The organism is Shinella daejeonensis (genome assembly GCF_024281235.1).
Lineage (GTDB): Bacteria > Pseudomonadota > Alphaproteobacteria > Rhizobiales > Rhizobiaceae > Shinella > Shinella daejeonensis.
In genome coordinates, this window is sequence record NZ_JAHWXY010000002.1 from 593,105 (window position 1) to 614,659 (window position 21,555).

A 21,555-nucleotide genomic window follows, 5' to 3' on the forward strand; every position below is an offset into this window, starting at 1 on the left:
TTCTATTGCGCTACAAAGATAATAATAACCGGTTACGGTCAATCGGTCGCGAGGAAGCAAGATGAGCGGTGACGCAAAACGCAATAAATTAAATTGCTTGGAGGATCTGAAGCGGCGGATATTGACGGAGGCGCTGGAGCCAGGCGTCTATCTCGATGAAGTGGACCTGGCCGAGGAATACGGGATTTCACGCCCGCCGCTGCGGGAAGTCCTCCGACAGCTCGCCGGAGAAGGCTACGTAGTGCTGCACGAGAACCGCGGCACCCAGGTCGCCCCGATGACCCACAAGACGCTGCGCAACTTCTTCATCGTCGCACCGATGGTCTATGCCGCCATCGGACGCCTTGCCGCCCGCAACGCGACCCGCGCCCAGATCATGCGCCTCAAGGATACGCAGCTCCTCTTCCGCGCCGCCATCCGGGATGGAGACGGCGAGCAGAGGGCGCTGACCAACGAGCGCTTCCACTCGGTCATGGGCGAAATGGCGGACAACGAGTTCCTGATGCCGAGCCTTCGGCGCCTGCTGATCGATCACACCCGGATCGGCATGATCTTCTACAGCCCCCGAAATGCGGAAATGGCCGATCAACGGGCCATTGCGGCCGACCAGCATGACGAGTTCATCGCGCTCATCGAGGCGGGAGACGCGGATGGCTGCGCCGATCTCGCCATTGCCCATTGGGAACTTTCCCGCGTGCAGATCGAGAGCTTCGTGGCGCCGGGCAGCATTTTCGCGCCATTGGGGCGCATTCCGGACAACATAGGCTAGGAGGTTCCCATGCATTTTGACGGCATCTACACGCCCGTCATAACCCCCCATCACGATGACGGATCGATCGACCGCGACGCCTTCGCGCGGATGATCGAATACCTGATCGACGCGGGTGTCCACGGCCTCATCAACGGCGGCTCGACAGGCGAATATTATGCCCAGTCCATGGATGAGCGCATCGAGATGGCGAAATTCGCCAGGGAGGTGATCGGCGACCGCGTGCCGCTCATCGTCGGCACCGTCGCCATCCGCCTTGAGGATTCCATCGCCATGGCCGAAACGGCGGCGAAGATCGGCGCCACCGGCATTCTCGTCGGCTCGCCGCCCTATTCGGTCCCGACCGAGCGGGAAAATGCACTGAACGCGCTTGCCATCGACCGCGCGGCGGACTTGCCGATCATGCTTTACAACTATCCCGGCCGCATGGGGATCGACATGGGCGAGGAATTCCTCGACCGGGTCGGCCGCAGCCGGAATTTCCGCGCCATCAAGGAAAGCTCCGGGGACATCAACCGCCTTCATCTTCTTGCGCGCGACTATCCGCATATCCAGACGTCCTGCGGCATGGACGACCAGGCGCTGGAGTTCTTCGCCTGGGGCGCGCAAAGCTGGGTCTGCGGCGGTTCCAACTTCCTGCCGAAAGAGCATATCGCTCTTTACAAGGCCTGCGTTCTCGAAGGCGACTTCACCAAGGGCCGACGCATCATGTCGGCGCTGATGCCGCTGATGCGCGTGCTCGAACAGGGCGGAAAATTCATCCAGTGCATCAAATACGGCTGCGAAATGGCCGGCCTCGTCGCCGGCCCGCCGCGTCCGCCGCTGAAACCCCTCAACAAGGACGACATGCGGCAACTGGAACAGGTGGTGCGCGTGCTGAAGCGCACGATCGCGGAAATCGAAGCGGAGGCATGACATGGGCGACCTTCTGACACACGACGAATACAAGGCGATTGCCGCCGGCCTCGAATTCCCGACACAAGCCTTTATCGACGGCTCCTTCCGGCCGGCGATCTCGGGCAAGACCTTCCAGACGACCAATCCGGCCATCGGCGCCGTCCTTGCCGAGGTCGCATCCTGCGGCCCGGAAGATGTCGATTTTGCCGTCGGCAAGGCGCGCGACGCCTTCGAGGACGGCCGCTGGTCGCGGCTGCATCCCGGCGAGCGCAAGGAAATCCTCATCCGCCTGGCCAAACTGATGAAGCGCAACGCCCGCGAGCTTGCCGTCCTCGAAAGCCTCGATAGCGGCAAGACGATCTACGACTGCGAGACCGTCGACGTCCCCGAGACCATCCATTGCCTGAAATGGCATGCCGAACTCATCGACAAGATCTACGATCAGGTCTCGCCCGCCTCGGACAATCACATCGCCATGATCCTGCGCGAGCCGGTCGGCGTCGTCGGCCTCGTGCTGCCGTGGAACTTTCCGCTGCTGATGCTCGCCTGGAAGATCGGACCGGCACTTGCGGCCGGCAATTCGGTCATCGTCAAGCCGGCGAAGGAAACGACGCTGACGGCGCTGCGTGTCGCGGAACTCGCCATGGAGGCCGGCGTTCCGGCCGGCGTGTTCAACGTTCTGCCCGGTGGGGGGGAGGAGGTCGGCGAGCCGCTCGGCAAGCACATGGATGTGGACATGGTGTCGTTCACCGGCTCCACCGAGACCGGCCGGCGCTTTCCGCGCTATTCGGCCGATTCCAATCTCAAGGAAATCACCCTGGAGATGGGCGGCAAGAATCCCGCCGTGGTTCTCGACGACGCGGAGAATATCGACCGCGTCGCGGCGCATATCGTCAACGGCGCCTTCTGGAACATGGGCGAAAACTGCTCGGCCTCCTCGCGGCTGATCGTCCAGCGCGGCATCAAGGACGAGCTTTTGCGGCGCATGGTGGCGCATGCCCGGGAATGGCCGATGGGCGATCCGCTGAACCCGGAAAACCGCGTCGGCGCGCTCGTCTCGAAGGCGCATTTCGACAAGGTCGCGTCCTATCTCGAGAAGGGCCAGAAGGTGGTCCTCGGCGGCAAGGCCGGGGACGGCTTCGTGGAGCCGACCATCATCGACGTCGCCGACCGCGAAGCCAGGGCCGTGCGGGAGGAGATCTTCGGGCCGATCCTGACGGTGCTCACCGTCGACAGCTACGAGGAAGCGATCGCGCTCGCCAACGACACCGAATACGGTCTTGCCGCCTCGATCTATACGGCCAACGCAAAGCGGGCGATCCGCGGCGCGCGCGCCATCCGCGCCGGCACGGTCACCGTCAACTGCTTCGGCGAGGGCGACATCGCCACCCCCTTCGGCGGTTACAAGTCTTCCGGCTTCGGCGGGCGCGACAACGGTATCCACGCCCACGACCAATATACGCGGATCAAGACGATCTGGATCGACCTCACCGACGACGTGGACGAGGCCGTGTCTTGATCAATATCAAGGCTGAAAGGCTGCCGGTCCATCGCGGACCGGCAGCCTGGAGCGCAATTCTTCCCGATCAACCCCCGCCCGTCCGGCTGGAGGAGAACATCACCGTCGACGTCGCCATCGTCGGCGGCGGATTTGCCGGCCTTTCCGCTGCCCGACGCCTGCATGAAATCGACCCCGCCATCCGCGTCGCCGTTCTTGAAGCTGGCCGGCTGGCCGAAGGCGCATCCGGGCGGAATTCCGGCTTCATGATCGATCTTCCGCACGATCTGTCGTCGGAAGACTATGCCGGCAAGGGACTGGCCGCGGACCGCAAGACCATCGCGCTCAACCGGCAGGCCATCGCCTTCGCCCGGGCGGCCGTCGAGGAATACGGCATCGATCCGGCCTGGTTCGATCCGGCCGGCAAGATCAACGGCGCAGCAAGCGCGGCCGCGCACGCCCTCAACCGCAGCTATGCGATCCATCTCGAGCAACTTGGCGAAGCCAACGAAATGCTGGACGAAAGGGCGATGCTCGAGGTGACGGGCAGCCGGTACTATCGTTCCGGCCTCTATACGCCGGGGGCGGTCATGCTCCAGCCCGCCGGTTATATCCGTGGCGTCGGCGCGGGCCTGCGCCGGGCGGGCGTTCATATCTTCGAAAACACGGCCGTGACGCAGATCGCCGGCGCGGGCCGGGACTGGCGGCTGACGACGCAGCACGGTCACGTCACGGCCGCCAAAGTGATCCTGGCGAACAACGGACACCTCGAAAGCTTCGGCTTCAAGCGCGGCAGGCTGATGCATATCTTCCTCTACGCCTCGATGACGGTGGATCTCGACCGGAACGCGCTGGCGAAGCTCGGCGGCCGGCCCCGCTGGGGCATCACGCCCTCGGACCCGATGGGCACGACCATGCGCCGTATCGACGCCGCCCAGGGCGGCAACCGGATCATCACGCGAAGCTGCGCCAGCTACCTGCCCGAAATGAACCCGTCCGAAGCCACCGTCGCGAGCATGGCGCGCATCCATCGCAAAAAATTTGCCGACCGGTTCCCGTCGATCGCCGACACACCGACGGAATACAGCTGGGTCGGGCATCTCTGCCTCAGCCGCAATGGCGTCGCCGTGATGCGCGAACTCGAGCCGGGCCTGTTTTCGGCCTGTTGCGACAACGGGCTCGGCACCGTGCGCAGCACGCTGACAGGCATCGGGGCCGCCGATCTTCTGACCGGGAATCTTTCCGAAATTTCAGCCCATTTCCTTGCGGAAGACGAGCCCGCGAGACTGCCGTCGCCGCCTTTTGCCGAGATTGGCGCGACCGCCTACCTGAAGTGGCGCGAATGGCGCGCGCGCCGGGAATAGCGCGGCCGCGGACGGGTCGCTTTCCGGCGGGATCAGTTCGGAATTCCGGCTGCCGGTTTCCCACCGGCAGCCCACATTGGCAAAAGAATGACGAGGAGGAGATCCCATGAACGAAGTGGCAGTCCGACAAAGCCGGCACGGCGGGCGCGATGCGCGGCGAAGCCTCCGCTCGGCCCCCGACCTCGCGATGCTGCCGGCCCTTCACCGCGGCCTGCCGGTGACGGAACTGATGGACGCCGAGCATGTCGCGCGGATCGACGATGCATCCATGTCGATCCTGGAAGAGGTCGGCGTCGTCTTTCGTGATCCCATCGCGCTGGAGGACTGGAAAAGGGCGGGCGCGGACGTTCGCGGCGAGCGCGTGCATCTCGACCGGAACCTCGTGCGCGAGTTGATCTCGACGATCCCCGCCGGCTGGACCTACCTTGCCCGCAATCCGCAGCGAAGCTTGCCCTTAGGCGGCAAGCACTCGATCTTCGTGCCGATGACGGGCGCGCCCTTCATCCGTGACCTCGACGACGTGCGCCGCTGGCCGACGATTGCCGACCTCAACATGTTCCACAAGCTGGCGCATATGTCGCCGGCGCTGCATTCATCGGCCCATCACATCGTCGAGCCGATGGACATGGTGGTCAGCCACCGGCATCTGGCGATCACCTATTCCTCGATGAAATATTCCGACAAGACCTTCATGGGCATGACCACCTCCGGCAAGAACGCCGAGGACGTCATGGACATGTGCGAAATCCTGTTCGGCGCGGAGACGATGGAAACGACGCCCGTCGTCACCGGCAATTGCAACGGCAACTCGCCGCTGGTCTGGGACGAGACGATGCTTTCGGCCATGCGCGCCTTCTGCAAGCGCAATCAGCCGGTGCTCTGCTCGCCCTTCGTGCTCGGCGGCGCCAATACGCCCGCCTCGGTGGCCCCCGCCGTCGCCCAGCTCAATGCCGAGGCGCTTTCGGCGCTCGCCTATACCCAGGTCATCCGCAAGGGCTGCCCGGCCATCTACGGCCATTATCTCTCCACCGTTTCCATGAGGTCGGGCGCGCCGATGGCCGGAACGCCCGAGATCAGCCTGATGAACTTCATGATCGGCCAGATGGCGCGCCATTACGGCGTTCCGTGGCGCACCTCCAACCTGCTCGGCGGCGCCAAGACCTTCGACGCGCAGGCCGGCTACGAGAGCGCCATGACGATGAACGCCGTGCTGCATGCGGGAGCCAACTATATCTGGCATTCGGCAGGATGGAACGAGGCGGGCATGCATTGCTCCGTGGCGAAATTCGTCGTCGATGCCGAAATGTGCGCCATGGGCTACCGGATGGCCGAAGGCGTGCGCTGGGACGATTTCGACGAGGCGCTTGCCGCCGTGCGCGACGTCGGACCCGGCGGCCACTATCTCGGCCACCCGCATACGCAGGCGAATTTCGAACGCGCTTTCTTCATGCCGAAGCTGTTCGACAACAATTCCATCGAGCAATGGCAGGTCGACGGCTCGCAGGAAATCACGGCCCGGGCCCTGCAATATGCCCGCAAGCTCCTCGACGATTATCAGGAACCGAAACTCGACGAGGGTATCGACGAGGCCCTGCGGGACTACATGGCGAAGCGCAAGCGCGAGATTCCCGCTGTCGACGAGCTGAACACCGAGCATTGAGCCTTTCCGCCCTCGCGCCTTCCATGGGATGGCCGCTTTTTTGAGATCGCCATGAAAATCAAGGAAATCCACATTTATTCGCATATCCTGCCGGTCGTGGATGGCCCCTACAGGATCGCCAGCAGCACGGTGTCCTCGCTCGACAGCACGCTGATCAAGATCGTCGCGGATAACGGGCTTTTCGGCTGGGGCGAGACCTGCCCGGTCGGCCCGACCTATCAGCCGCAGCATGCCGGCGGCGCGCGCGCCGCCCTGGAGGAAATGGCCGCCGGCCTGATCGGCGCAAATCCGCTACAGCCGGTCGTGTTGCGCCGCACCATGGACGGCCTCCTGAACGGTCACCCCTATGCCAAGGCCGCCATCGACATCGCCGCATACGACATCATGGGCAAGCACTATGGCGCGCGGGTGGCCGATCTGCTCGGTGGCGTCGTCACCGAACGCGTCCCCTCCTATTACGCTTCCGGGGTCGGCGAACCGGACGAGATCGCCCGGATCGCGGCGGAGCGGGCCGCAGAGGGCTATCCGCGCATGCAGGTCAAGGTCGGCAACCGGCCGGTCGAAATCGATATCGCCGTCGTCCGCAAGGTCTGGGAGCGGATCGGCGGCAGGATGCGGCTTGCGGTCGACGGCAACCGTTCGCTGACGACGCGCGACACCCTGCGCCTCAGCCGCGAATGTCTCGATATCCCCTTCATCCTCGAACAGCCGTGCAACACGCTGGAGGAAATCAAAGCGATCCGCCGCCAGTTGCATCATGGCGTCTATCTCGATGAAAGCGGCGTCGATCTCTCGACGGTGCTTCGCGCCGTCGGAGAAGGATTATGCGACGGCTTCGGCATGAAAGTGACCCGCATCGGCGGCCTCCAGCAGATGGCCGCCTTCCGCGACATCTGCGAGGCCCGCTCCATGCCGCACACCTGCGACGACGCCTGGGGCGGCGACGTCATCGCGGCCGCCTGCACCCATATCGGCGCGACCATCCAGCCTCGCCTCAACGAGGGGGTCTGGCTGGCCCAACCCTATATCGAAGGTCACTACGATCCGGAAAACGGCGTGGCGATCGAGGGCGGCCATATCGAGCTTCCGCGTGGTCCCGGCCTCGGTGTCATACCGGACGAATCCGTCTTCGGCACGCCTGTCGCCTCATTCGGCTGACGGGAGGTCCGTTGATCGCGGTGGCTCGCCCCGGCGGGAACTGTCTGCGCGGACGGTGGAAAAACCGGTCATCTCTCCGGCTGCCGGACGGCCGTGCTCGGCGATCCAGGCCAGGCCCCCCGCCCTGACGGCATCGTAGACGGATCGGCCGAGCGCAAGGCCTATGTCGGTGTGCAGCCCGGCGAAACGTTCCTGGCCAGCCCCTTCCGGGGCGGCGACCACCACGCAATCGGTGCCGGTTCCAGTGACGGGAAGACCGTTGCGCAAAAGGCCAAGCTCCATGACCGCCGCGGTGCGGGCCTCCGTCGCGATCGACAGCGCCTCGATCATCGCGGCCTCGCAAAGCGGCCGGTCGACATGCGCGAGAAGGTTGATCGTTCCCGTCCGGCCGCCTCGCGTGAACGGTTCCCCGATCCGCCCGGCATTCGAGAGCCCGACCGTCGCAAGGCACGACGCCTCCACGCCGCCGGCGGCCGACCGGGCCGTTTCGAAGCGCGTCACATCGCGTGACGTCATGAGATGAACGGCTTCGCCGTGGCCGGCGGCGGCCATGCGCGTCTCCAGCAGGTCGAGGGGATCGACGCCGAGCGGCAGGTCCGCGTCCCGTACCTCCAGCCAGGCAACGGCCTTCGACCGCGTAAAACCCGGCCGCGTCAGCGACCAGCTCAGCATGGTTTGCGGCGCGGCGAACGCAGCCACCAGGAACGGACGCCTGCAATGGACGGAAAACGCGGTCATTCGATCATCCTGCCCTTTCTCGCCGGCGTGCGCCAAGGCCGCCGCGTCACCGCCTACGCGGCGCGCCGCCCGCTGTCGAGGCATTTGTTGTGGGCTCCGGCTCCGGTCGCTTGACCCGCTCTCCAATCGGCCCTTAGGATTTGTCCACGGAACAGGTTCCGTCAAAGCGACGGATGAAAAGGGAACACGGTGAAGATCACCCATCGGGGATCGATACCGTGGCTGCCCCCGCAACTGTAACCGCCGAGCCTGCCTCAGAAAGCCACTGCGCCCGCGCGGGAAGGCGAGGAGAGCGATGACGCGGAAGCCAGGAGACCTGCCTGTGCCGGTCACCCTTGCCAGGATACGGGGCGTATCCGGGCGCGGCCGTCCGTAGCGGTGACATTGTGCAAAATGTCACCGCACCGGCGGACGGTCGATGGGAACCCGCGATTTTCCCCGAAACCTCCTTCGCCCGCGGTGGAAAGCGAGCAGGATCGTCCTGCCGTTCGGGGGAGAAACATGAGAATCCATCTGGCAGGCGCATCGCTGCTCACCATCGCAATCTGTTCGCCCGCGCTGGCGCAGGACCGGCCGGCGGCCGCCGAACCGACAGATCTCGACGCCATCGTGATCACCGACGGGCTCACCTCCGTCGATCTCAGGAAATCCGGCCGCGCCGTCACCGTCATCACCGGGGAACAGATCGAGAAGAACCATATCCGCTACGTGGCGGACGCGCTTCGGCTCGTTCCCGGCTTTGCCGTATCGCGCATGGGATCCTATGGCGGGCTAAGCCAGGTGCGCGTCCGCGGCGCGGAGGGCAATCATGTGCTCGTGGTGATCGACGGCGTCGAGGTCAACGACAACGGCACCGGCGAATTCGACTTCTCCAGCCTGATCGCCGACGATATCGAGCGCATCGAGATCCTGCGCGGCCCGCAAAGCACCTTCTGGGGCGCCAACGCCATGGCCGGCGTCATCAACATCGTCACGAAACGGGGCGAGCGCGACAGCGCCACCTCCACCGCCCGGACGGAAACCGGCACCGACGGCACATGGCTGGGCGCATTGTCCACCCGGGGCGGCGGCGAGACTTACGATTATGCGCTATCCGGCACCTTCCGGCGCTCCAGCGGCTTCAACATCGCCAATATCGGCAGGGAAGACGATGGCGACCGCAACGCGACGCTGAACGGCAAGTTCACCGTCGACATTTCGCCTGACACGACGATCGACGGCACGCTGCGCTATGTGAACCGCCGTGGCGACACGGACCCGCAGGACTTCGACACCGCCATGGCCTTCGATGCGGCCGACTATATCAAGACGCGCGAACTGTTCGGCTCGTTGGGCCTGACGAATACCGCTCTCGACGGCGCGCTAACCCAGAAGGCCCGGATCTCCGCCAACGACATCCACCGGTTTAACCATTCCGGCCTGTTCGGCGATTCCTGGGACGACGGCAATCGCTACAACGCGACCTATCAGGCATCCTATCGCTTCGACGATCTCGAAAACCAGGTGCATCAACTGACCGCCGGCTACGAATGGCAGCGCGAGACATTCTCGCCCTCGCACCTGAACGAAACCTTCAGCCGCCGGGCGCATTCGCTGGTTGGCGAATATCGCGGCGAATTCCTCGACCAGTTCTACCTGAACGGCGGCCTGCGGCAGGACTGGAACGACGCCTTCGCCAATGCCGCGACCTGGACCGTCAGCGGCGCCTGGCAGATACCGGGCGCGCACACACGGCTTCATGCCTCTATCGGCACGGCCGTCACCAATCCGACCTTCTACGAGCAGTTCGGCTACTTCCCCGGCGCCTTCATCGGCAATCCGAACCTGCGGCCGGAGGAAAGCCGTGGCTGGGATATCGGCGTGGAGCAGCGCTTCTTCGACGGCGAGCTTATCGTCGACGTCACCTATTTCAATCAGAACCTGAAGAGCGAGATCGCCACGGTCTCCGACGCGAATTTCAACACCACGGCCGTCAATCTCGATGGAACCAGCAAGCGGCAGGGTGTCGAGGTGGCGGCGACGGTCGATTTCTTCAACGGCTTCACCGCCACCGCCGCCTATACCTATACCGATGCGAGCGAGCAAAGCACGGCCGGCGGGCCGCGTCAGGCGGAGGTTCGCCGCCCCCGGCACGCCGGGTCGGTCAACGCCGCCTATGTCTTCGACGAGGGCCGGGCGCGCGTCTTCGCCGAGGCGATCTTCAACGGCAAGATGGAAGACGCGGTCTTCGCGACGCTGCTGCCGCCGCGCGTGCCGCTTGCGGGCTATACGGTGGTCAATATCGGCGGTAGCTACAAGCTCAACGAAACCGTCGAGATCTTCGGTCGGATCGACAATCTGTTCGATCGCGACTATCAGGAGGTCTATGGCTATAATGCACCGGGCCTTGCGGCCTTCGCCGGCGTGAAAGCGACCTTCTGATGATCGGTAGACGTTGGTATGTGGCGATCCTCGCCGGCCTCTTCCTGTGGCCGGCGACAGCGCGCCCGGCCGACGTCACCCCCCGCCGCGTGGTGTCGATGAACGTCTGCACCGATCAGCTGGCCATGCTGGTGGCCAGACCGGGCCAGCTCCATTCGGTCTCCTATCTCGCCAGCGATCCCGAATCCTCCGCAATGGTGCGCGAAGCGGCGGCCTATGTGCCCAATCACGCATTGGCCGAAGAGATCTTCCTGATGAAGCCGGACCTGATCCTGACCGGCGCCTATACGACGCGAACCACGGTCTCGCTCCTGCGCCGGCTCGGTTTCCGGGTGGAAGAATTCCAGCCGGAAACATCCTTTAACGACGTTCGCGCCAATATACGGCGAATGGGCGACGTGCTCGCAAACCCGCAACGGGCAAGCGAACTGGTCGCCGCCATGGACGGGGAGATCGCCGCGCTCAAAGGGCAAAAGCCCCTCCCCTTGCGAACCGCGCTCTATTTCGCCAACAGCTATACCTCGGGTGCGGGTACGCTGGTCTCCGAGGTGGTGGACCTTGCCGGCCTCGTGAACATCGCCGATGGGCTTGGGCTTGCGGGAACGGCGCGCCTGCCGCTGGAACTGCTGATCCTTTCCCGCCCCGAGCTCCTTGCCGGGGTACGGCCGCGCCAGGAAAAGCCCGCACTTGCCGGGCAGAATTTCGACCATCCCGCCTATCGGGCGCTGCTTTCCAAAGTCGCGGCGGCGCCGCTCGAAGACCGGCTGACGGTCTGCGGCGGGCCGTTCACCGTCGAGGCTGCGCGGGTGTTGCAGAACAGGGCGTTGCAGGACAGGACGCATCCGGCCGACGGGACGACGCTGCAATGACCGCCTCCCGCTTCCGCGCGACAGTCGTCCTGCTTTGCTGCGTAACCCTTCTGCTGTTCCATTTTTCGCTCGTCATCGGGCCGGCCGGCATGGGGACCGGCGAAAGCCTGCGGGCGCTTCTGGGCGGCGGGAAGGAATTGCAGGTGCTGGTGATGCAGGAAATCCGGCTGCCCCGCGCACTCCTCGGCCTTGTCGTGGGCGCAACGCTCGGCCTTTCGGGAGGCGCGCTCCAGGGATTCCTGCGCAATCCGCTGGCCGAACCGGGGCTGATCGGCATCAGCGCATCGGCCTCGCTCGGCGCGGTCATCGCCATCTACACCGGGCTTTCCGCCCTCTTCGCTCTTGCCCTGCCGCTGCTCGCCCTCGTCGGCGCGATGCTCGCCGTCATCGTCCTGCGGGCGATGGCCGGTCCCGACGGACGGCCGCTGGCGGTCATCCTGACCGGGGTCGCCATCTCCAGCTTCGCCGCGGCGATGACATCGCTGGTGCTGAACCTGTCTCCCAATCCCTTCGCCGCGACGGAAATCGTGTTCTGGATGCTCGGCTCGCTGACCGATCGCTCGATGACCCATGTCTGGCTGATATTGCCCTTCACGCTCATCGGCTGGTTCATGCTGTTCCGGCTCGGCCGCGCGCTCGACGCGCTTTCGCTCGGACCGGACGCCGCCGCCAGCATGGGCATCGACATGCGCCACGCGCAGCGTCTCGTCATTCTCGGCACGGCCCTGTCCGTGGGCGCGGCCACCGCCGTCACCGGCGCGATCGGCTTCATCGGCCTCGTCGTGCCGCATGTGCTGCGGCCCTTCGTGGGCGCCCAACCTTCGAGACTCCTTCCGGCCAGCGCGCTCGGCGGCGCATCGCTTCTGCTGGCCGCCGATATTCTGGTTCGCGTCGTCGCGCCTGAGCGGGACCTGAAGCTGGGCGTCGTGACCGCCATCGTCGGCGCGCCGTTCTTCCTGTGGCTTGTCTGGTCGTACAGGAGGACAGCGCTATGAGCCGCCTCTCGATCGACGGCATATCGGCGCGCCTTTCCGGCAGGCCGGTGCTGAAAAACGTTTCGCTTGCGGTGGGAAGCGGCACGTTTCTAGGCCTCGCCGGGCCGAACGGCGCGGGAAAATCGACGCTCCTGCGGGCCTGCCTCGGCCTCATTCCGGCAGAGGGCGCCATTCATCTCGACACTGTCGATCTCACCGCGCTCCGTCCCTTCGAGCGCGCGCGCTACCTTTCCTATCTGCCGCAGGAGCGGGAAACCGCCTGGTCGATGAGCGTCGAGGCGGTGGTGGCGCTCGGCCGCCTGCCGCATCAGGGCCGTTTCCCGATGATGACCGGCGCAGATCACGCCGCCGTGGAAGCGGTTCTCGCCCGGATGGATCTCCTGCCCCATCGCACCCGCGCCGTCACCGGGCTTTCCGGCGGAGAGCGGGCGCGCGTGCTCATCGCCCGGGCGCTCGCACAGGAGACGCCCGTGCTTCTCGCCGACGAGCCGCTCGCCGGCCTCGATCCGCAGCACCAGATCGCACTCATGCGCCTGTTCCGGGAACTGGCCGGGGAAGGCCGGATCGTCATCGCCTCGATGCACGACCTCACCCTTGCCGCCCGCTGGTGCGATCGTCTCCTGCTGCTTCGCGATGGCCGCGCCTTCGCCGAGGGCGCGCCGGCAACCGTTCTGACAGAAAGCACCCTGCGCGACGTCTACAACATCGAGGCCCATATCGGGGAGGCCGCAGGCAGAATGATCGTGCAGCCGCTCGACATCGCGCGAAAGACCGAAGACCACTCCTGATCTGCCGGAGACCTCGTTCTTCCCTTCGCACCCGCTGGGCGCGCCCTTTATCTCGTCAAGGACGGGCGAGGACACTCCTTATCGCATCCCCTGATCGCAAGTAAGGCGCACAGACGGACAGCGCACTATCGCACGGCGACCGGAAGGGCGAGGGAAACACAGAAACCATCGTCCTTTTTCCGGAACGCGAGTTCGCCGCCGAGCCGGGCGAGAGCCATTCGAACGATGGAAAGGCCAAGACCGCTTCCCTGACCGCCCGCCGTGCTCCCCCGGTAGAACCGCTCGAGTATCCTTGTCTCCTCCGCACCGTCGAAGCCGGCCCCGCGATCGGTGATATCGATCGACAGGACGCCGGCCCGTTCGGCGGCGGAAAGTTCGACCTGCGAATTCCGCGGGGCATATTGAACGGCGTTCTCCAGGATATTGCGCAACGCGAGACGCATCAGGTTCCTGTCGAAGGCGCAATTCGTCAGCGTGTCGGGAATTCGCGCCAGGATCTCGATTTCCCGTGACTGGCGTGCCGCTTCCAGTTCACCCGTAATTTCGGCCACCATTTCGCGCAAGTCGACAGGTTCGGCGGCACGCACCGTCTCGACAGAGTCGACGGTCGCCATGTCTATGAGCTGGCGGACCAATCGTCCCGTCCTGTCGACACTGGTCGATATCTGGGACAGCGCCCGGTCCCGCACCGCGTCGCTGTCGCTCCGCAAGGCGATCTGAGCCTGCGCCTTGAGGCCGGCAAGCGGGGTCTTCAGTTCATGCGCGGCATAGGCGACGAAGGTCTTTTCCCGGTCCCTTGCCTCGCGCACACGCCGGAAAAGCGAATTGAGAGAGGCGAGCAGCGGCCGCACTTCACGCGGCGCGCGCTCGTCCTCGACAGAATGAAGCTCATCGGCCGAGCGGCGCGAAAGCGTGACGGCAAGCACATCGAGCGGCGCCAGCCCCCTGCCGACGCTGAGCCAGATAAATGCCGCGAGAAGCGGCAATATCGCAATGGCGGGCAGCAACTGACCCTTGATCACGTCGCCGATCAGCCGCTCGCGCATCTCCAGGCTATCGCCGACCAGCACCCGCACGCCGAGCGCCGGATTGACGACGGCATAGACGCGCCAGCGCTCGCCATCGACCTCGGTATTGGAAAACCCCTCCTGATGCCCGGCGAGCAACGTGGCGGGCGCGCTTTCCGAACGGCTGACAAGCTGCCCCTGCAACGACCATATCTGGCAGGAAAGATGCCGGTTGTAATCGCCCTCGGGCACGGTGAACGCCGCCGCCGCATCGCTGGTTCTGGAGGCGTCGACCGCTGCGGCCACGTCGATGTGATGATCGCCGATCAGCGAACTGACCATGCGCGCGGCCTCGGTAAGGCGCGCATCGAGAACGCGCTCCACCTGATGCTGGGTTCTCAGATAGGTCCAGGAAACCGCAAACAGCCACACCGCGCCGGTGGTGGCGAGAAGGATCAGGAAGAGACGCAGCCGCATCGAGCGCATCACGGCCTCCCCAGACGGTAGCCCACGCCCCGGACCGTTTCTATCGCACCCGCGCCGAGTTTGGCGCGAAGCTTGTGCACATGGACCTCGATCGTATTGCTTTCGACATCTTCCTGCCAGCCGTAGAGGCGCTGCTCCAGGGCTTGCTTGGAATGGATGGCGGAGGGATTTTCCATCAGGGCCTGCAAGATGGAGAACTCGCGCCGCGACAGGCCGATCGTGCAGCCCTGCTTCTCGACGGTCATGCTGGCCGGATCGAGACTGACGTCGCCGAAACGCAACTGCGCGCTGGCGCGTCCCGCCGCGCGGCGCGTGATGGCGCGCAGCCGGGCTGCGACTTCGTCTAGGTCGAACGGCTTTCCGAGGTAATCGTCCGCGCCGGCATCCAGCCCGTCGATCCGGTCGGACACATCGTCCTTGGCCGTCAGCAGAAGGACGGGCGTGCGGTTTTCCGCACGCCGCATGGTCTTCAGGACATCGAGCCCCGAACCATCCGGCAGCATCCGGTCGAGAACGACGGCGTCGAACCGGTCGACAGCGAGCGCCTCCGATGCATCGGCGACCGTGGAAACCGTATCGATCGAGAAACCCGCAAGGCCGAGCCCGACCTTCAGGCCGTCGCGCAGAATGTCGTCATCCTCGACCACCAGAATTCGCATGATGGCGTCTCCGTAAGTGCTTGTCCCGGTTCCAATGGGCCGGACGCCTTAAGGCTGCCTTAAGGTGCAGGCCCGATTTCCGCGCCATGAAACAGGAAACAAGGAAACCCGGCATGCGGTGGACCCACCTCCTGGCGATGCTTTTCGCCTTTCTCATGACGGCGGTCCTGCCGCTCCACGCGATGGAAAGGCCGCTGCCGATGGAGGAGGCCTTCATGCCGTCCCTTCAGCGCGATGCGCAAGACCGCGTCGTCGTGCGGTGGCGGATCGCGCCCGGCTATTATCTCTATCGCGATTATCTTTCCGCCAGAAGCCCGGATGGTGCCTCCCTGCCGCTTGAAACCCCGGCCGGAACGATGAAGGACGATCCCGGATTCGGTCAGACCGAGGTTTATTATGCCTCCGCTTCCGCCTCCATCGAAAACGCCCCGCCGGTCGTGGAACTGACCTATCAGGGTTGTCAGGACGGCGGCCTGTGCTATCCGCCGGTCACCAGACATCTCGACACGGCCGCGCTCACGCTCATCGACGACGAGGCGGGCTCCGGTTTCCAGATGCCGCAACCACAGGGTCCCGCACAGGCAGCCGCAGACGTTGCCGGCGGCTGGACGATGGCGGCTGCGGAAAGCGCGCCGGCTCTGTCCATTGAAGACGTACAGACGGAAGTCGACAGGCTGCTTGCAAATGGCGGCCTGCTGCTGACGCTTGCCGGCTTTCTCGGCTTCGGCCTGCTTCTCGCCTTCACCCCTTGCGTCTTCCCGATGTATCCGGTGGTCGCGGCCATGCTGGCGAGGGAGGGCGAAAGCCTGACCGCACGGCGCGGCTTCATGCTTGCCGCGGCCTATGTGCTGGCGCTCGCCACGGCGTTCGGACTTTTCGGCGTGGCCGCCGCCTGGACCGGGCAGAACCTGCAACTCGTCCTGCAATCGCAATGGACCCTGGCCGTCATGGCCGGTCTTTTCGTCCTGCTCGCATTGTCGAATTTCGGCCTGTTCGAGATCCGCCTGCCGGCAGCGGCCGGCCGTATCCTCGCACCGGCCTCACGCCGGGGCGGGTCTCTCGGCGGCGCTTTGCTGCTCGGCTTTTCCTCCGCCCTCATCATCGGACCCTGCGTGACGGCGCCCCTTGCCGGCGCGCTGCTCTATATCGCCCGCACGGGCGACGTGGCGGTCGGGGCGATGACGCTCTTTGCTCTCGGCCTCGGCAAGGGCATTCCGCTCATCGTCATGGCAAGCCTCGGCGCAACGGCGCTGCCACGCGCCGGCGCGTGGATGGAGAAGGTGCGCCAGGTCTTCGGGTTCCTTTTCCTCGCCACCGCGCTCTGGCTTGCCGCGCCGCTGCTTCCGGAGCGCTACGCGGTGCTTTTCTGGGCGCTGCTCGCCATCGGCTTCGGCATTTTCGCCGGCGTTTTCGAGCGCCGGGAAACACCGGGCCGGGCTGCCTTCCTCACCCGGTCAGCCGCATTCGTGTCGCTTGTGTGGGGCGTCCTGCTGATGATCGGCTTCAGCCTCGGTGCAACCGACCCGCTGGAGCCCCTTTCGCCGCTGCGCGGCACGATGACGGCTTCATCCGGTGCGGCGGCGATCGACAAGGCGGATTTTCCGGATATACAGTCGATGGACGCCCTTGCCGACTACCTTAGCGCCGCAGAACCCGACGAGACGACCATGCTCTACGTGACCGCCGACTGGTGCGTCACCTGCCGGACCATCGAGCGATCGGTCTTCACCGATCCTGACGTGACGACGACGCTTCAGGGCATGCGGCTTGCGAAGATCGACCTGACCGCCATCGACGCCGGCAAACGGCAGCTGATCGAACGCCTCGCCGTGATGGGACCGCCGACCGTGCTGTTTCTCGACGGGCGCAGGCAGGAGCCGGCCGGCACGCGCCTGGTCGGAGACATCCGCGCCGCGACCCTTTCCGGGGCCGCGAAAGCCGCGATGGCTGGCTCGTGATGAACGCCGTCGCCATCGGGCCTTTTGCATTCGCATCCGACCGTTTCGCCGCGATCGTCGGCATCCTCGTGTTCATGATCGCCGCATCCGTCCTGTCGGCGCGCGTGGACCGTCGCCTCGGTTCCTGGTCGATGACGGCCCTGCTCGCCGGTATCGCGATGGCCCGGGCGGTGCATGTCCTTCGGCATATCGACAGTTTCGCCGACGCTCCCGCACGGATCATCGCCTTCTGGCAGGGCGGGTTCTCCCCGATCGGCGGCGCGATCGGCGTGGTCGCGGCGAGCCTCTGGATTTTCCGTCGCTCGCCCGTGGTCCTGCCCTGGTCGGCGGCATCGCTGGCGGCCGGCCTTTTCGCCTGGACGGCGACAGCCACGCTGACGGGCGGCGGCGCCGCGCCACCGGCGCCCGCGCAATCCTTCGCCACGATGGGAAGCGAACGGACCGTCGCCATCGCCGACAGGAACGGCCGTCCCGCCGTCCTCAATCTCTGGGCGAGCTGGTGCCCGCCCTGCCGCCGTGAAATGCCGATGATGGTGGAACTCGCGCAGGAAAACCCGCAGGTCGACTTCCTTTTCGCCAATCAGGGGGAAAGCCTGGAGGCGATCGACGCCTATCTTCGCCAGTCCGGGCTGGAAATCCCGACCGTCCTGCGCGATCCCTTCGCCGACCTTTCCCGCCACTATGCCGCCCCCGGCCTGCCGGCGACCCTTTTCATCAATCCCGACGGCTCGCTTTCGACCTCGCATCTCGGCGAGATTTCCAAGGAAGCGCTGTCGCAAGCCATCGACCGATTTCCACACCCGCAGGAAAGCCGCCCCGAGCGGACGACGCAAGGAGAACCCTGATGCTGACACGCCGCACCATGCTGACAACCGCGCTCACGCTCGCCGCCACCGCCGGTCTCCGGCTGCCCGCCAGAGCCGAGGGTCAACTGACGCAGAAGGAGGTGTTCTTCGATAAGGACGCTCCCGTGCTGGGCAATCCGAAAGGAGACGTCACGGTCGTCGAATTCTTCGATTATCAATGCCCCTATTGCAAGAAAGCCCATCCGGCGATCCGCAAGGCGGTAGAGGCCGATGGCAATGTCCGGCTGGTTCTCAAGGACTGGCCGATCTTCGGCGACACCTCGATCTTCGCGGCGCAGGCGGTTCTGGGCGCCGCGCAGATCGGCAAATACGAAACGGCCATGGAAGCGCTGATGAAGACGAAGGGCCGGCTGACGCATGAGGAGATCGAAAGCAGCCTTGCCGGCGCCGGTCTCTCGATGACGGAGATCGCCGCGGCGGTCAACAAGCACAACGATCGCATATCCGGCCTTCTCGACCGCAACTACAATCAGGCGCTCGCCTTCAATTTCTCCGGAACGCCGTCCTTCGTCATCGGCTCCACGCTCTATCCCGGCGTGCTGGACGAAAAGGGCCTGCGGGCGGCGATCGCCAAGGCGCGCAAAGGATAGGAGGCCACATCTGACCCCTACGCATGATCCGGCCCTACATTGACTTTTGCCGACAAAGTGCATTAATGCGGCGATAAACCCCGCACAGGAAACGCCATGTCCGCCGAGATCCCCGCCATCCTCGTTCTGAACGCCCGGGACAATGTCGGGGTCGTGCCCGCCAATGTCGATGCCGGCCGCCCGCTTGTCGGCAATGTCGCCGCCTTCGAACGCATTCCGCGCGGCCACAAGGTGGCGATCGCTCCCATCGCCGAGGGCGAGCCCGTTCTGAAATACGGCCAGATCATCGGCTATGCGACGCGGGCGATCCACCCCGGCGAGCATGTCCATCTGCACAATCTCGCCATTCTCGAAGTGGCGCTGCAACACGAATTCTGCGTCGACGCCGCGCCGCCCGCGATGGTGCCGGAGGCGGAGCGGCATACTTTCGACGGCTATGACCGCGGCAACGGTCGCATCGGGACCCGCAACTTCATCGGCATCCTGTCCACCGTGAACTGTTCCGCCACCGTCTCGCGCTATGTGGCGGAGCATTACGCCCGCACGTTCCGCGAGAACGGCCACGACAATATCGACGGCGTGGTGGCGCTGACCTACGGCGGCGGCTGCGCGATCAACATGAAGTCGGAAGCCGGGCAAATCCTGACCCGCACCTTCAAGGGCTATGCCCGCAACCCGAATTTCGGCGGCATCCTGATGATCGGCCTCGGCTGCGAGAGCTTCCAATACGGCCCGCTGGTCGAGGAAGCGGGGCTGGAGGAAGGCAGGACCTTCCGCACCATGATGATCCAGAACCAGGGCGGCACCCGCAAGACCATCGAGGCGGCCTGCGCGGTGATCGACGAAATGCTGCCGGAAGTGGGACGCATCCGGCGCACACCGCAGCCGCTTTCGGGCATTAGGCTGGCGCTCGAATGCGGCGGATCGGACGGCTATTCCGGCATTTCGGCCAATCCGGCGCTCGGCGTCGCCTCTGACATGCTGGTGAAGGAAGGGGCGACGACGGTTCTTTCCGAAACGCCGGAAATCTACGGCGCGGAGCATCTGCTCACCCGCCGCGCCGTCCGGCCCGATGTCGCGGAAAAGCTGCTGTCGCGCATCGACTGGTGGCGCGATTATACGGCAAGGAACGACGCCGAGCTGAACAACAATCCATCCCATGGCAACAAGGCCGGCGGACTGACCACCATCCTCGAAAAGTCGCTCGGCGCCGTCGCCAAGGGCGGCTCGATGCCGCTCAACGCCGTCTACGAATATGCGGAGGAGGTGAAGGAGACCGGCTTCGTCTTCATGGATACGCCCGGCTACGATCCCGCGGCGGTGACCGGCCAGATCGCCGGCGGCTGCAATCTCGTCGCCTTCACCACCGGACGCGGCTCGGTGTCCGGCTACAAGCCGGCCCCGTGCATCAAGATCGCCACCAACACGCCGATGTACGAGCATATCCGGGAAGACATGGACATCAACTGCGGCACCATCATCGATGGGACGGAAACCATCGAGGAGGCGGGGCGCCGGATCTTCGAATTCGTCATCGAGACCGCCTCCGGCCGCAAGACGGCAAGCGAAGGCTACGACTACGGCGACAACGAGTTCGTGCCCTGGCAGGTCGGCGCGATCACCTGACCGTCATGGCGACCTCCTCATCACGCGACGGGCGTGGCATAGACCGGCATGTCCGGCCGGTGCGCCGCCCGCAGTTCCGCGACACGCCCGATGACCTTGGGTAGCGATACGGCGATATGATGACGCAGCGTCGCGGCGGCCCGGGCGCTGTCGCCCGCATCAAGCGCGCGGAAGACCGCCAGATGCTCGGCGATGAACGGTTCGTCGGCCGGCATGCGATGCGAGACGCCGATCACATGCTTGCTCACGTTCAGCATGAAGCGGGCGCGGCGTAGCGCGATCAGCAGTTCCGGGTTCGGGCAATAGCCGAGGCAGGTGATGTGCAGATCCGTTTCAAGACCGTCCATCACCTCGATGGAAAGGTCCGGATAGACCGCCAGCGCCTGCTCCAGCCGCTCCGTCATCGCCCTGCGCTCGGCAGGCGGAAGGAACGGGGCCGCGCGGACCAGCGCCATCGGCTCCAGCGCGATGCGGATGTCGTGCAGGTCGTGCATGCGCTTTTCGTCGAGCGGCACCAGCGTCCAGCGCATCCGCTCGTCCTTCTCGACGATGCCGAGCCCCTCCAGCCGGGTCAGCGCGTCGCGCGCCACCTGCCGGCCGACGCCACGGTCGCGCGAAAGCTCCACCTCGTTGACGCGATGACGGCCGAAGACGGATATGTGAACCATCTCCCGTTCGAGGCTTTCATAGATCGCCTCCCAGCCCGGCGCCTTGCGCAGGCCCTGCCCGTCATCGTCGAAGCCGAGCATGCCGGGCGTAAGCGAAAGCCGTTTCGGCGCGCCGCGTCCCTGCCCCACGACGTAGCCGCGGCCGTCGAAGCGGCGAATGAGCCGCGCCTCCTCCAGAAGCGCGAAAGCCTGACGGACCGGGGTGCGGGTGGAGGAGAACAGGCGAGCGACCGGCCCTTCCAGCAGCAAGGCTCCCCGGGGCAGCCTTCCCTCGGCGATCGCCTGCGCCAGCCGGTCGCGCACGCGCAGATAAAGCGGGCCGGTGCCGGGCTCCGCCTCGCCGCTTCCGGAGCCTTCCGCCGTCCTGTCCTGTACCCGTCCGGTCATCGGATGGCCCTCTCATAAATGCATTCTGCCGACAACGGTCATGTTTACGCCCTCGCGATGTCAAGGAGATTACCTCCGAAATCATCTAAAACCGCCATTCCTTCGTGACGCGGCGGACTTTTTGGGCTAGGGAAGCCTCCCGGAAGGCTCG

Annotated in this window: 18 protein-coding genes and 1 riboswitch; of the genes, 14 read left to right on the forward strand and 4 right to left on the reverse strand. The window is 65.2% G+C overall.

Features of this window, described 5'->3' with window-relative positions; genetic code table 11:
• Nucleotides 1-61: 61 nt before the first annotated feature.
• The 6 genes from KYK29_RS09345 to KYK29_RS09370 all read left to right on the forward strand — a co-directional run bounded on the left by KYK29_RS09345 (nt 62) and on the right by KYK29_RS09370 (nt 7,346).
• The gene (locus KYK29_RS09345) at nt 62-769 is read left to right on the forward strand and encodes a GntR family transcriptional regulator (protein WP_254690611.1); all 708 of its coding nucleotides are present in this window, start codon (nt 62-64) and stop codon (nt 767-769) included.
• 9 nt (nt 770-778) lie between these two features.
• On the forward strand, nt 779-1,684 hold the full coding sequence (locus tag KYK29_RS09350) for a dihydrodipicolinate synthase family protein (RefSeq protein WP_254690612.1): 906 nt from the start codon (nt 779-781) through the stop codon (nt 1,682-1,684).
• A 1-nt stretch (nt 1,685) separates the two neighbouring features.
• Nucleotides 1,686-3,185, forward strand: a complete 1,500-nt coding sequence (locus KYK29_RS09355) for an aldehyde dehydrogenase (RefSeq protein ID WP_254690613.1) — start codon at nt 1,686-1,688, stop codon at nt 3,183-3,185.
• Nucleotides 3,182-4,528, forward strand: a complete 1,347-nt coding sequence (locus tag KYK29_RS09360) for an NAD(P)/FAD-dependent oxidoreductase (RefSeq protein WP_254690614.1) — start codon at nt 3,182-3,184, stop codon at nt 4,526-4,528. The genes KYK29_RS09355 and KYK29_RS09360 overlap by 4 nt, the downstream gene beginning before the upstream one ends.
• A gap of 106 nt (nt 4,529-4,634) precedes the next feature.
• A complete protein-coding gene (locus tag KYK29_RS09365; RefSeq protein ID WP_254690615.1) occupies nt 4,635-6,188 on the forward strand; it encodes a trimethylamine methyltransferase family protein in 1,554 nt (517 codons plus the stop codon).
• A gap of 51 nt (nt 6,189-6,239) precedes the next feature.
• Complete coding sequence (locus KYK29_RS09370; protein WP_254690616.1) at nt 6,240-7,346, forward strand: mandelate racemase/muconate lactonizing enzyme family protein; 1,107 nt, start codon at nt 6,240-6,242, stop codon at nt 7,344-7,346.
• Here KYK29_RS09370 and KYK29_RS09375 read toward each other — a convergent pair.
• Nucleotides 7,335-8,084 (reverse strand): adenosylcobinamide amidohydrolase, encoded by a 750-nt coding sequence (locus KYK29_RS09375; RefSeq protein ID WP_254690617.1) that lies wholly within the window; start codon nt 8,082-8,084, stop codon nt 7,335-7,337. The two genes, KYK29_RS09370 and KYK29_RS09375, sit on opposite strands and share 12 nt — an antisense overlap.
• 136 nt (nt 8,085-8,220) lie before the next feature.
• Nucleotides 8,221-8,422: riboswitch (cobalamin riboswitch) on the forward strand.
• Between the two features lie 163 nt (nt 8,423-8,585).
• Between KYK29_RS09375 and KYK29_RS09380 the strand changes: the two genes are divergently transcribed.
• The 4 genes from KYK29_RS09380 to KYK29_RS09395 are packed head-to-tail and all read left to right on the forward strand — an operon-like array spanning nt 8,586 to nt 13,157.
• Nucleotides 8,586-10,505, forward strand: a complete 1,920-nt coding sequence (locus KYK29_RS09380) for a TonB-dependent receptor plug domain-containing protein (RefSeq protein ID WP_254690618.1) — start codon at nt 8,586-8,588, stop codon at nt 10,503-10,505.
• A complete protein-coding gene (locus KYK29_RS09385; RefSeq protein WP_254690619.1) occupies nt 10,505-11,374 on the forward strand; it encodes an ABC transporter substrate-binding protein in 870 nt (289 codons plus the stop codon). Before KYK29_RS09380 ends, KYK29_RS09385 begins: the two co-directional genes overlap by 1 nt.
• Complete coding sequence (locus KYK29_RS09390; RefSeq protein ID WP_254690620.1) at nt 11,371-12,369, forward strand: FecCD family ABC transporter permease; 999 nt, start codon at nt 11,371-11,373, stop codon at nt 12,367-12,369. The genes KYK29_RS09385 and KYK29_RS09390 overlap by 4 nt, the downstream gene beginning before the upstream one ends.
• Nucleotides 12,366-13,157: an ABC transporter ATP-binding protein gene (locus tag KYK29_RS09395; protein ID WP_254690621.1), complete on the forward strand. Its 792-nt coding sequence runs from the start codon at nt 12,366-12,368 to the stop codon at nt 13,155-13,157. The genes KYK29_RS09390 and KYK29_RS09395 overlap by 4 nt, the downstream gene beginning before the upstream one ends.
• Before the next feature lie 125 nt (nt 13,158-13,282).
• Here the strand turns inward: KYK29_RS09395 and KYK29_RS09400 are convergent, their stop codons facing one another.
• Both KYK29_RS09400 and KYK29_RS09405 read right to left on the reverse strand, forming a co-directional pair.
• Nucleotides 13,283-14,650 (reverse strand): ATP-binding protein, encoded by a 1,368-nt coding sequence (locus tag KYK29_RS09400; protein ID WP_254690622.1) that lies wholly within the window; start codon nt 14,648-14,650, stop codon nt 13,283-13,285.
• Nucleotides 14,650-15,309 (reverse strand): response regulator transcription factor, encoded by a 660-nt coding sequence (locus tag KYK29_RS09405; protein ID WP_254690623.1) that lies wholly within the window; start codon nt 15,307-15,309, stop codon nt 14,650-14,652. Before KYK29_RS09405 ends, KYK29_RS09400 begins: the two co-directional genes overlap by 1 nt.
• A 113-nt stretch (nt 15,310-15,422) precedes the next feature.
• On the opposite strand from KYK29_RS09405, the gene dsbD reads away from it, so the two are divergent.
• The 4 genes from dsbD (at nt 15,423) to KYK29_RS09425 (ending at nt 20,349) form a co-directional block, all read left to right on the forward strand.
• The gene (gene dsbD / locus KYK29_RS09410) at nt 15,423-17,267 is read left to right on the forward strand and encodes a protein-disulfide reductase DsbD (protein ID WP_254690624.1); all 1,845 of its coding nucleotides are present in this window, start codon (nt 15,423-15,425) and stop codon (nt 17,265-17,267) included.
• Nucleotides 17,267-18,112: a TlpA disulfide reductase family protein gene (locus KYK29_RS09415; protein ID WP_254690625.1), complete on the forward strand. Its 846-nt coding sequence runs from the start codon at nt 17,267-17,269 to the stop codon at nt 18,110-18,112. Before dsbD ends, KYK29_RS09415 begins: the two co-directional genes overlap by 1 nt.
• A complete protein-coding gene (locus KYK29_RS09420) occupies nt 18,112-18,723 on the forward strand; it encodes a DsbA family protein (RefSeq protein ID WP_254690626.1) in 612 nt (203 codons plus the stop codon). Before KYK29_RS09415 ends, KYK29_RS09420 begins: the two co-directional genes overlap by 1 nt.
• A gap of 96 nt (nt 18,724-18,819) precedes the next feature.
• A complete protein-coding gene (locus KYK29_RS09425) occupies nt 18,820-20,349 on the forward strand; it encodes a UxaA family hydrolase (RefSeq protein ID WP_254690627.1) in 1,530 nt (509 codons plus the stop codon).
• Between the two features lie 20 nt (nt 20,350-20,369).
• Here KYK29_RS09425 and KYK29_RS09430 read toward each other — a convergent pair whose 3' ends face one another.
• Nucleotides 20,370-21,404, reverse strand: coding sequence for a GntR family transcriptional regulator (locus KYK29_RS09430; RefSeq protein ID WP_254690628.1), 1,035 nt, complete (start codon nt 21,402-21,404; stop codon nt 20,370-20,372).
• Nucleotides 21,405-21,555 lie beyond the last annotated feature (151 nt).

Bases quoted from the DNA above. Each gene is read 5' to 3' on its own strand.
- KYK29_RS09345 (WP_254690611.1), top strand. From the start codon at position 62: ATGAGCGGTGACGCAAAACGCAATAAATTAAATTGCTTGGAGGATCTG.
- KYK29_RS09350 (WP_254690612.1), top strand. From the start codon at position 779: ATGCATTTTGACGGCATCTACACGCCCGTCATAACCCCCCATCACGAT.
- KYK29_RS09355 (WP_254690613.1), top strand. From the start codon at position 1,686: ATGGGCGACCTTCTGACACACGACGAATACAAGGCGATTGCCGCCGGC.
- KYK29_RS09365 (WP_254690615.1), top strand. From the start codon at position 4,635: ATGAACGAAGTGGCAGTCCGACAAAGCCGGCACGGCGGGCGCGATGCG.
- KYK29_RS09370 (WP_254690616.1), top strand. From the start codon at position 6,240: ATGAAAATCAAGGAAATCCACATTTATTCGCATATCCTGCCGGTCGTG.
- KYK29_RS09375 (WP_254690617.1), bottom strand. From the start codon at position 8,084: ATGACCGCGTTTTCCGTCCATTGCAGGCGTCCGTTCCTGGTGGCTGCG.
- KYK29_RS09380 (WP_254690618.1), top strand. From the start codon at position 8,586: ATGAGAATCCATCTGGCAGGCGCATCGCTGCTCACCATCGCAATCTGT.
- KYK29_RS09385 (WP_254690619.1), top strand. From the start codon at position 10,505: ATGATCGGTAGACGTTGGTATGTGGCGATCCTCGCCGGCCTCTTCCTG.
- KYK29_RS09390 (WP_254690620.1), top strand. From the start codon at position 11,371: ATGACCGCCTCCCGCTTCCGCGCGACAGTCGTCCTGCTTTGCTGCGTA.
- KYK29_RS09395 (WP_254690621.1), top strand. From the start codon at position 12,366: ATGAGCCGCCTCTCGATCGACGGCATATCGGCGCGCCTTTCCGGCAGG.
- KYK29_RS09400 (WP_254690622.1), bottom strand. From the start codon at position 14,650: ATGCGCTCGATGCGGCTGCGTCTCTTCCTGATCCTTCTCGCCACCACC.
- KYK29_RS09405 (WP_254690623.1), bottom strand. From the start codon at position 15,309: ATGCGAATTCTGGTGGTCGAGGATGACGACATTCTGCGCGACGGCCTG.
- dsbD (WP_254690624.1), top strand. From the start codon at position 15,423: ATGCGGTGGACCCACCTCCTGGCGATGCTTTTCGCCTTTCTCATGACG.
- KYK29_RS09415 (WP_254690625.1), top strand. From the start codon at position 17,267: ATGAACGCCGTCGCCATCGGGCCTTTTGCATTCGCATCCGACCGTTTC.
- KYK29_RS09420 (WP_254690626.1), top strand. From the start codon at position 18,112: ATGCTGACACGCCGCACCATGCTGACAACCGCGCTCACGCTCGCCGCC.
- KYK29_RS09425 (WP_254690627.1), top strand. From the start codon at position 18,820: ATGTCCGCCGAGATCCCCGCCATCCTCGTTCTGAACGCCCGGGACAAT.
- KYK29_RS09430 (WP_254690628.1), bottom strand. From the start codon at position 21,404: ATGACCGGACGGGTACAGGACAGGACGGCGGAAGGCTCCGGAAGCGGC.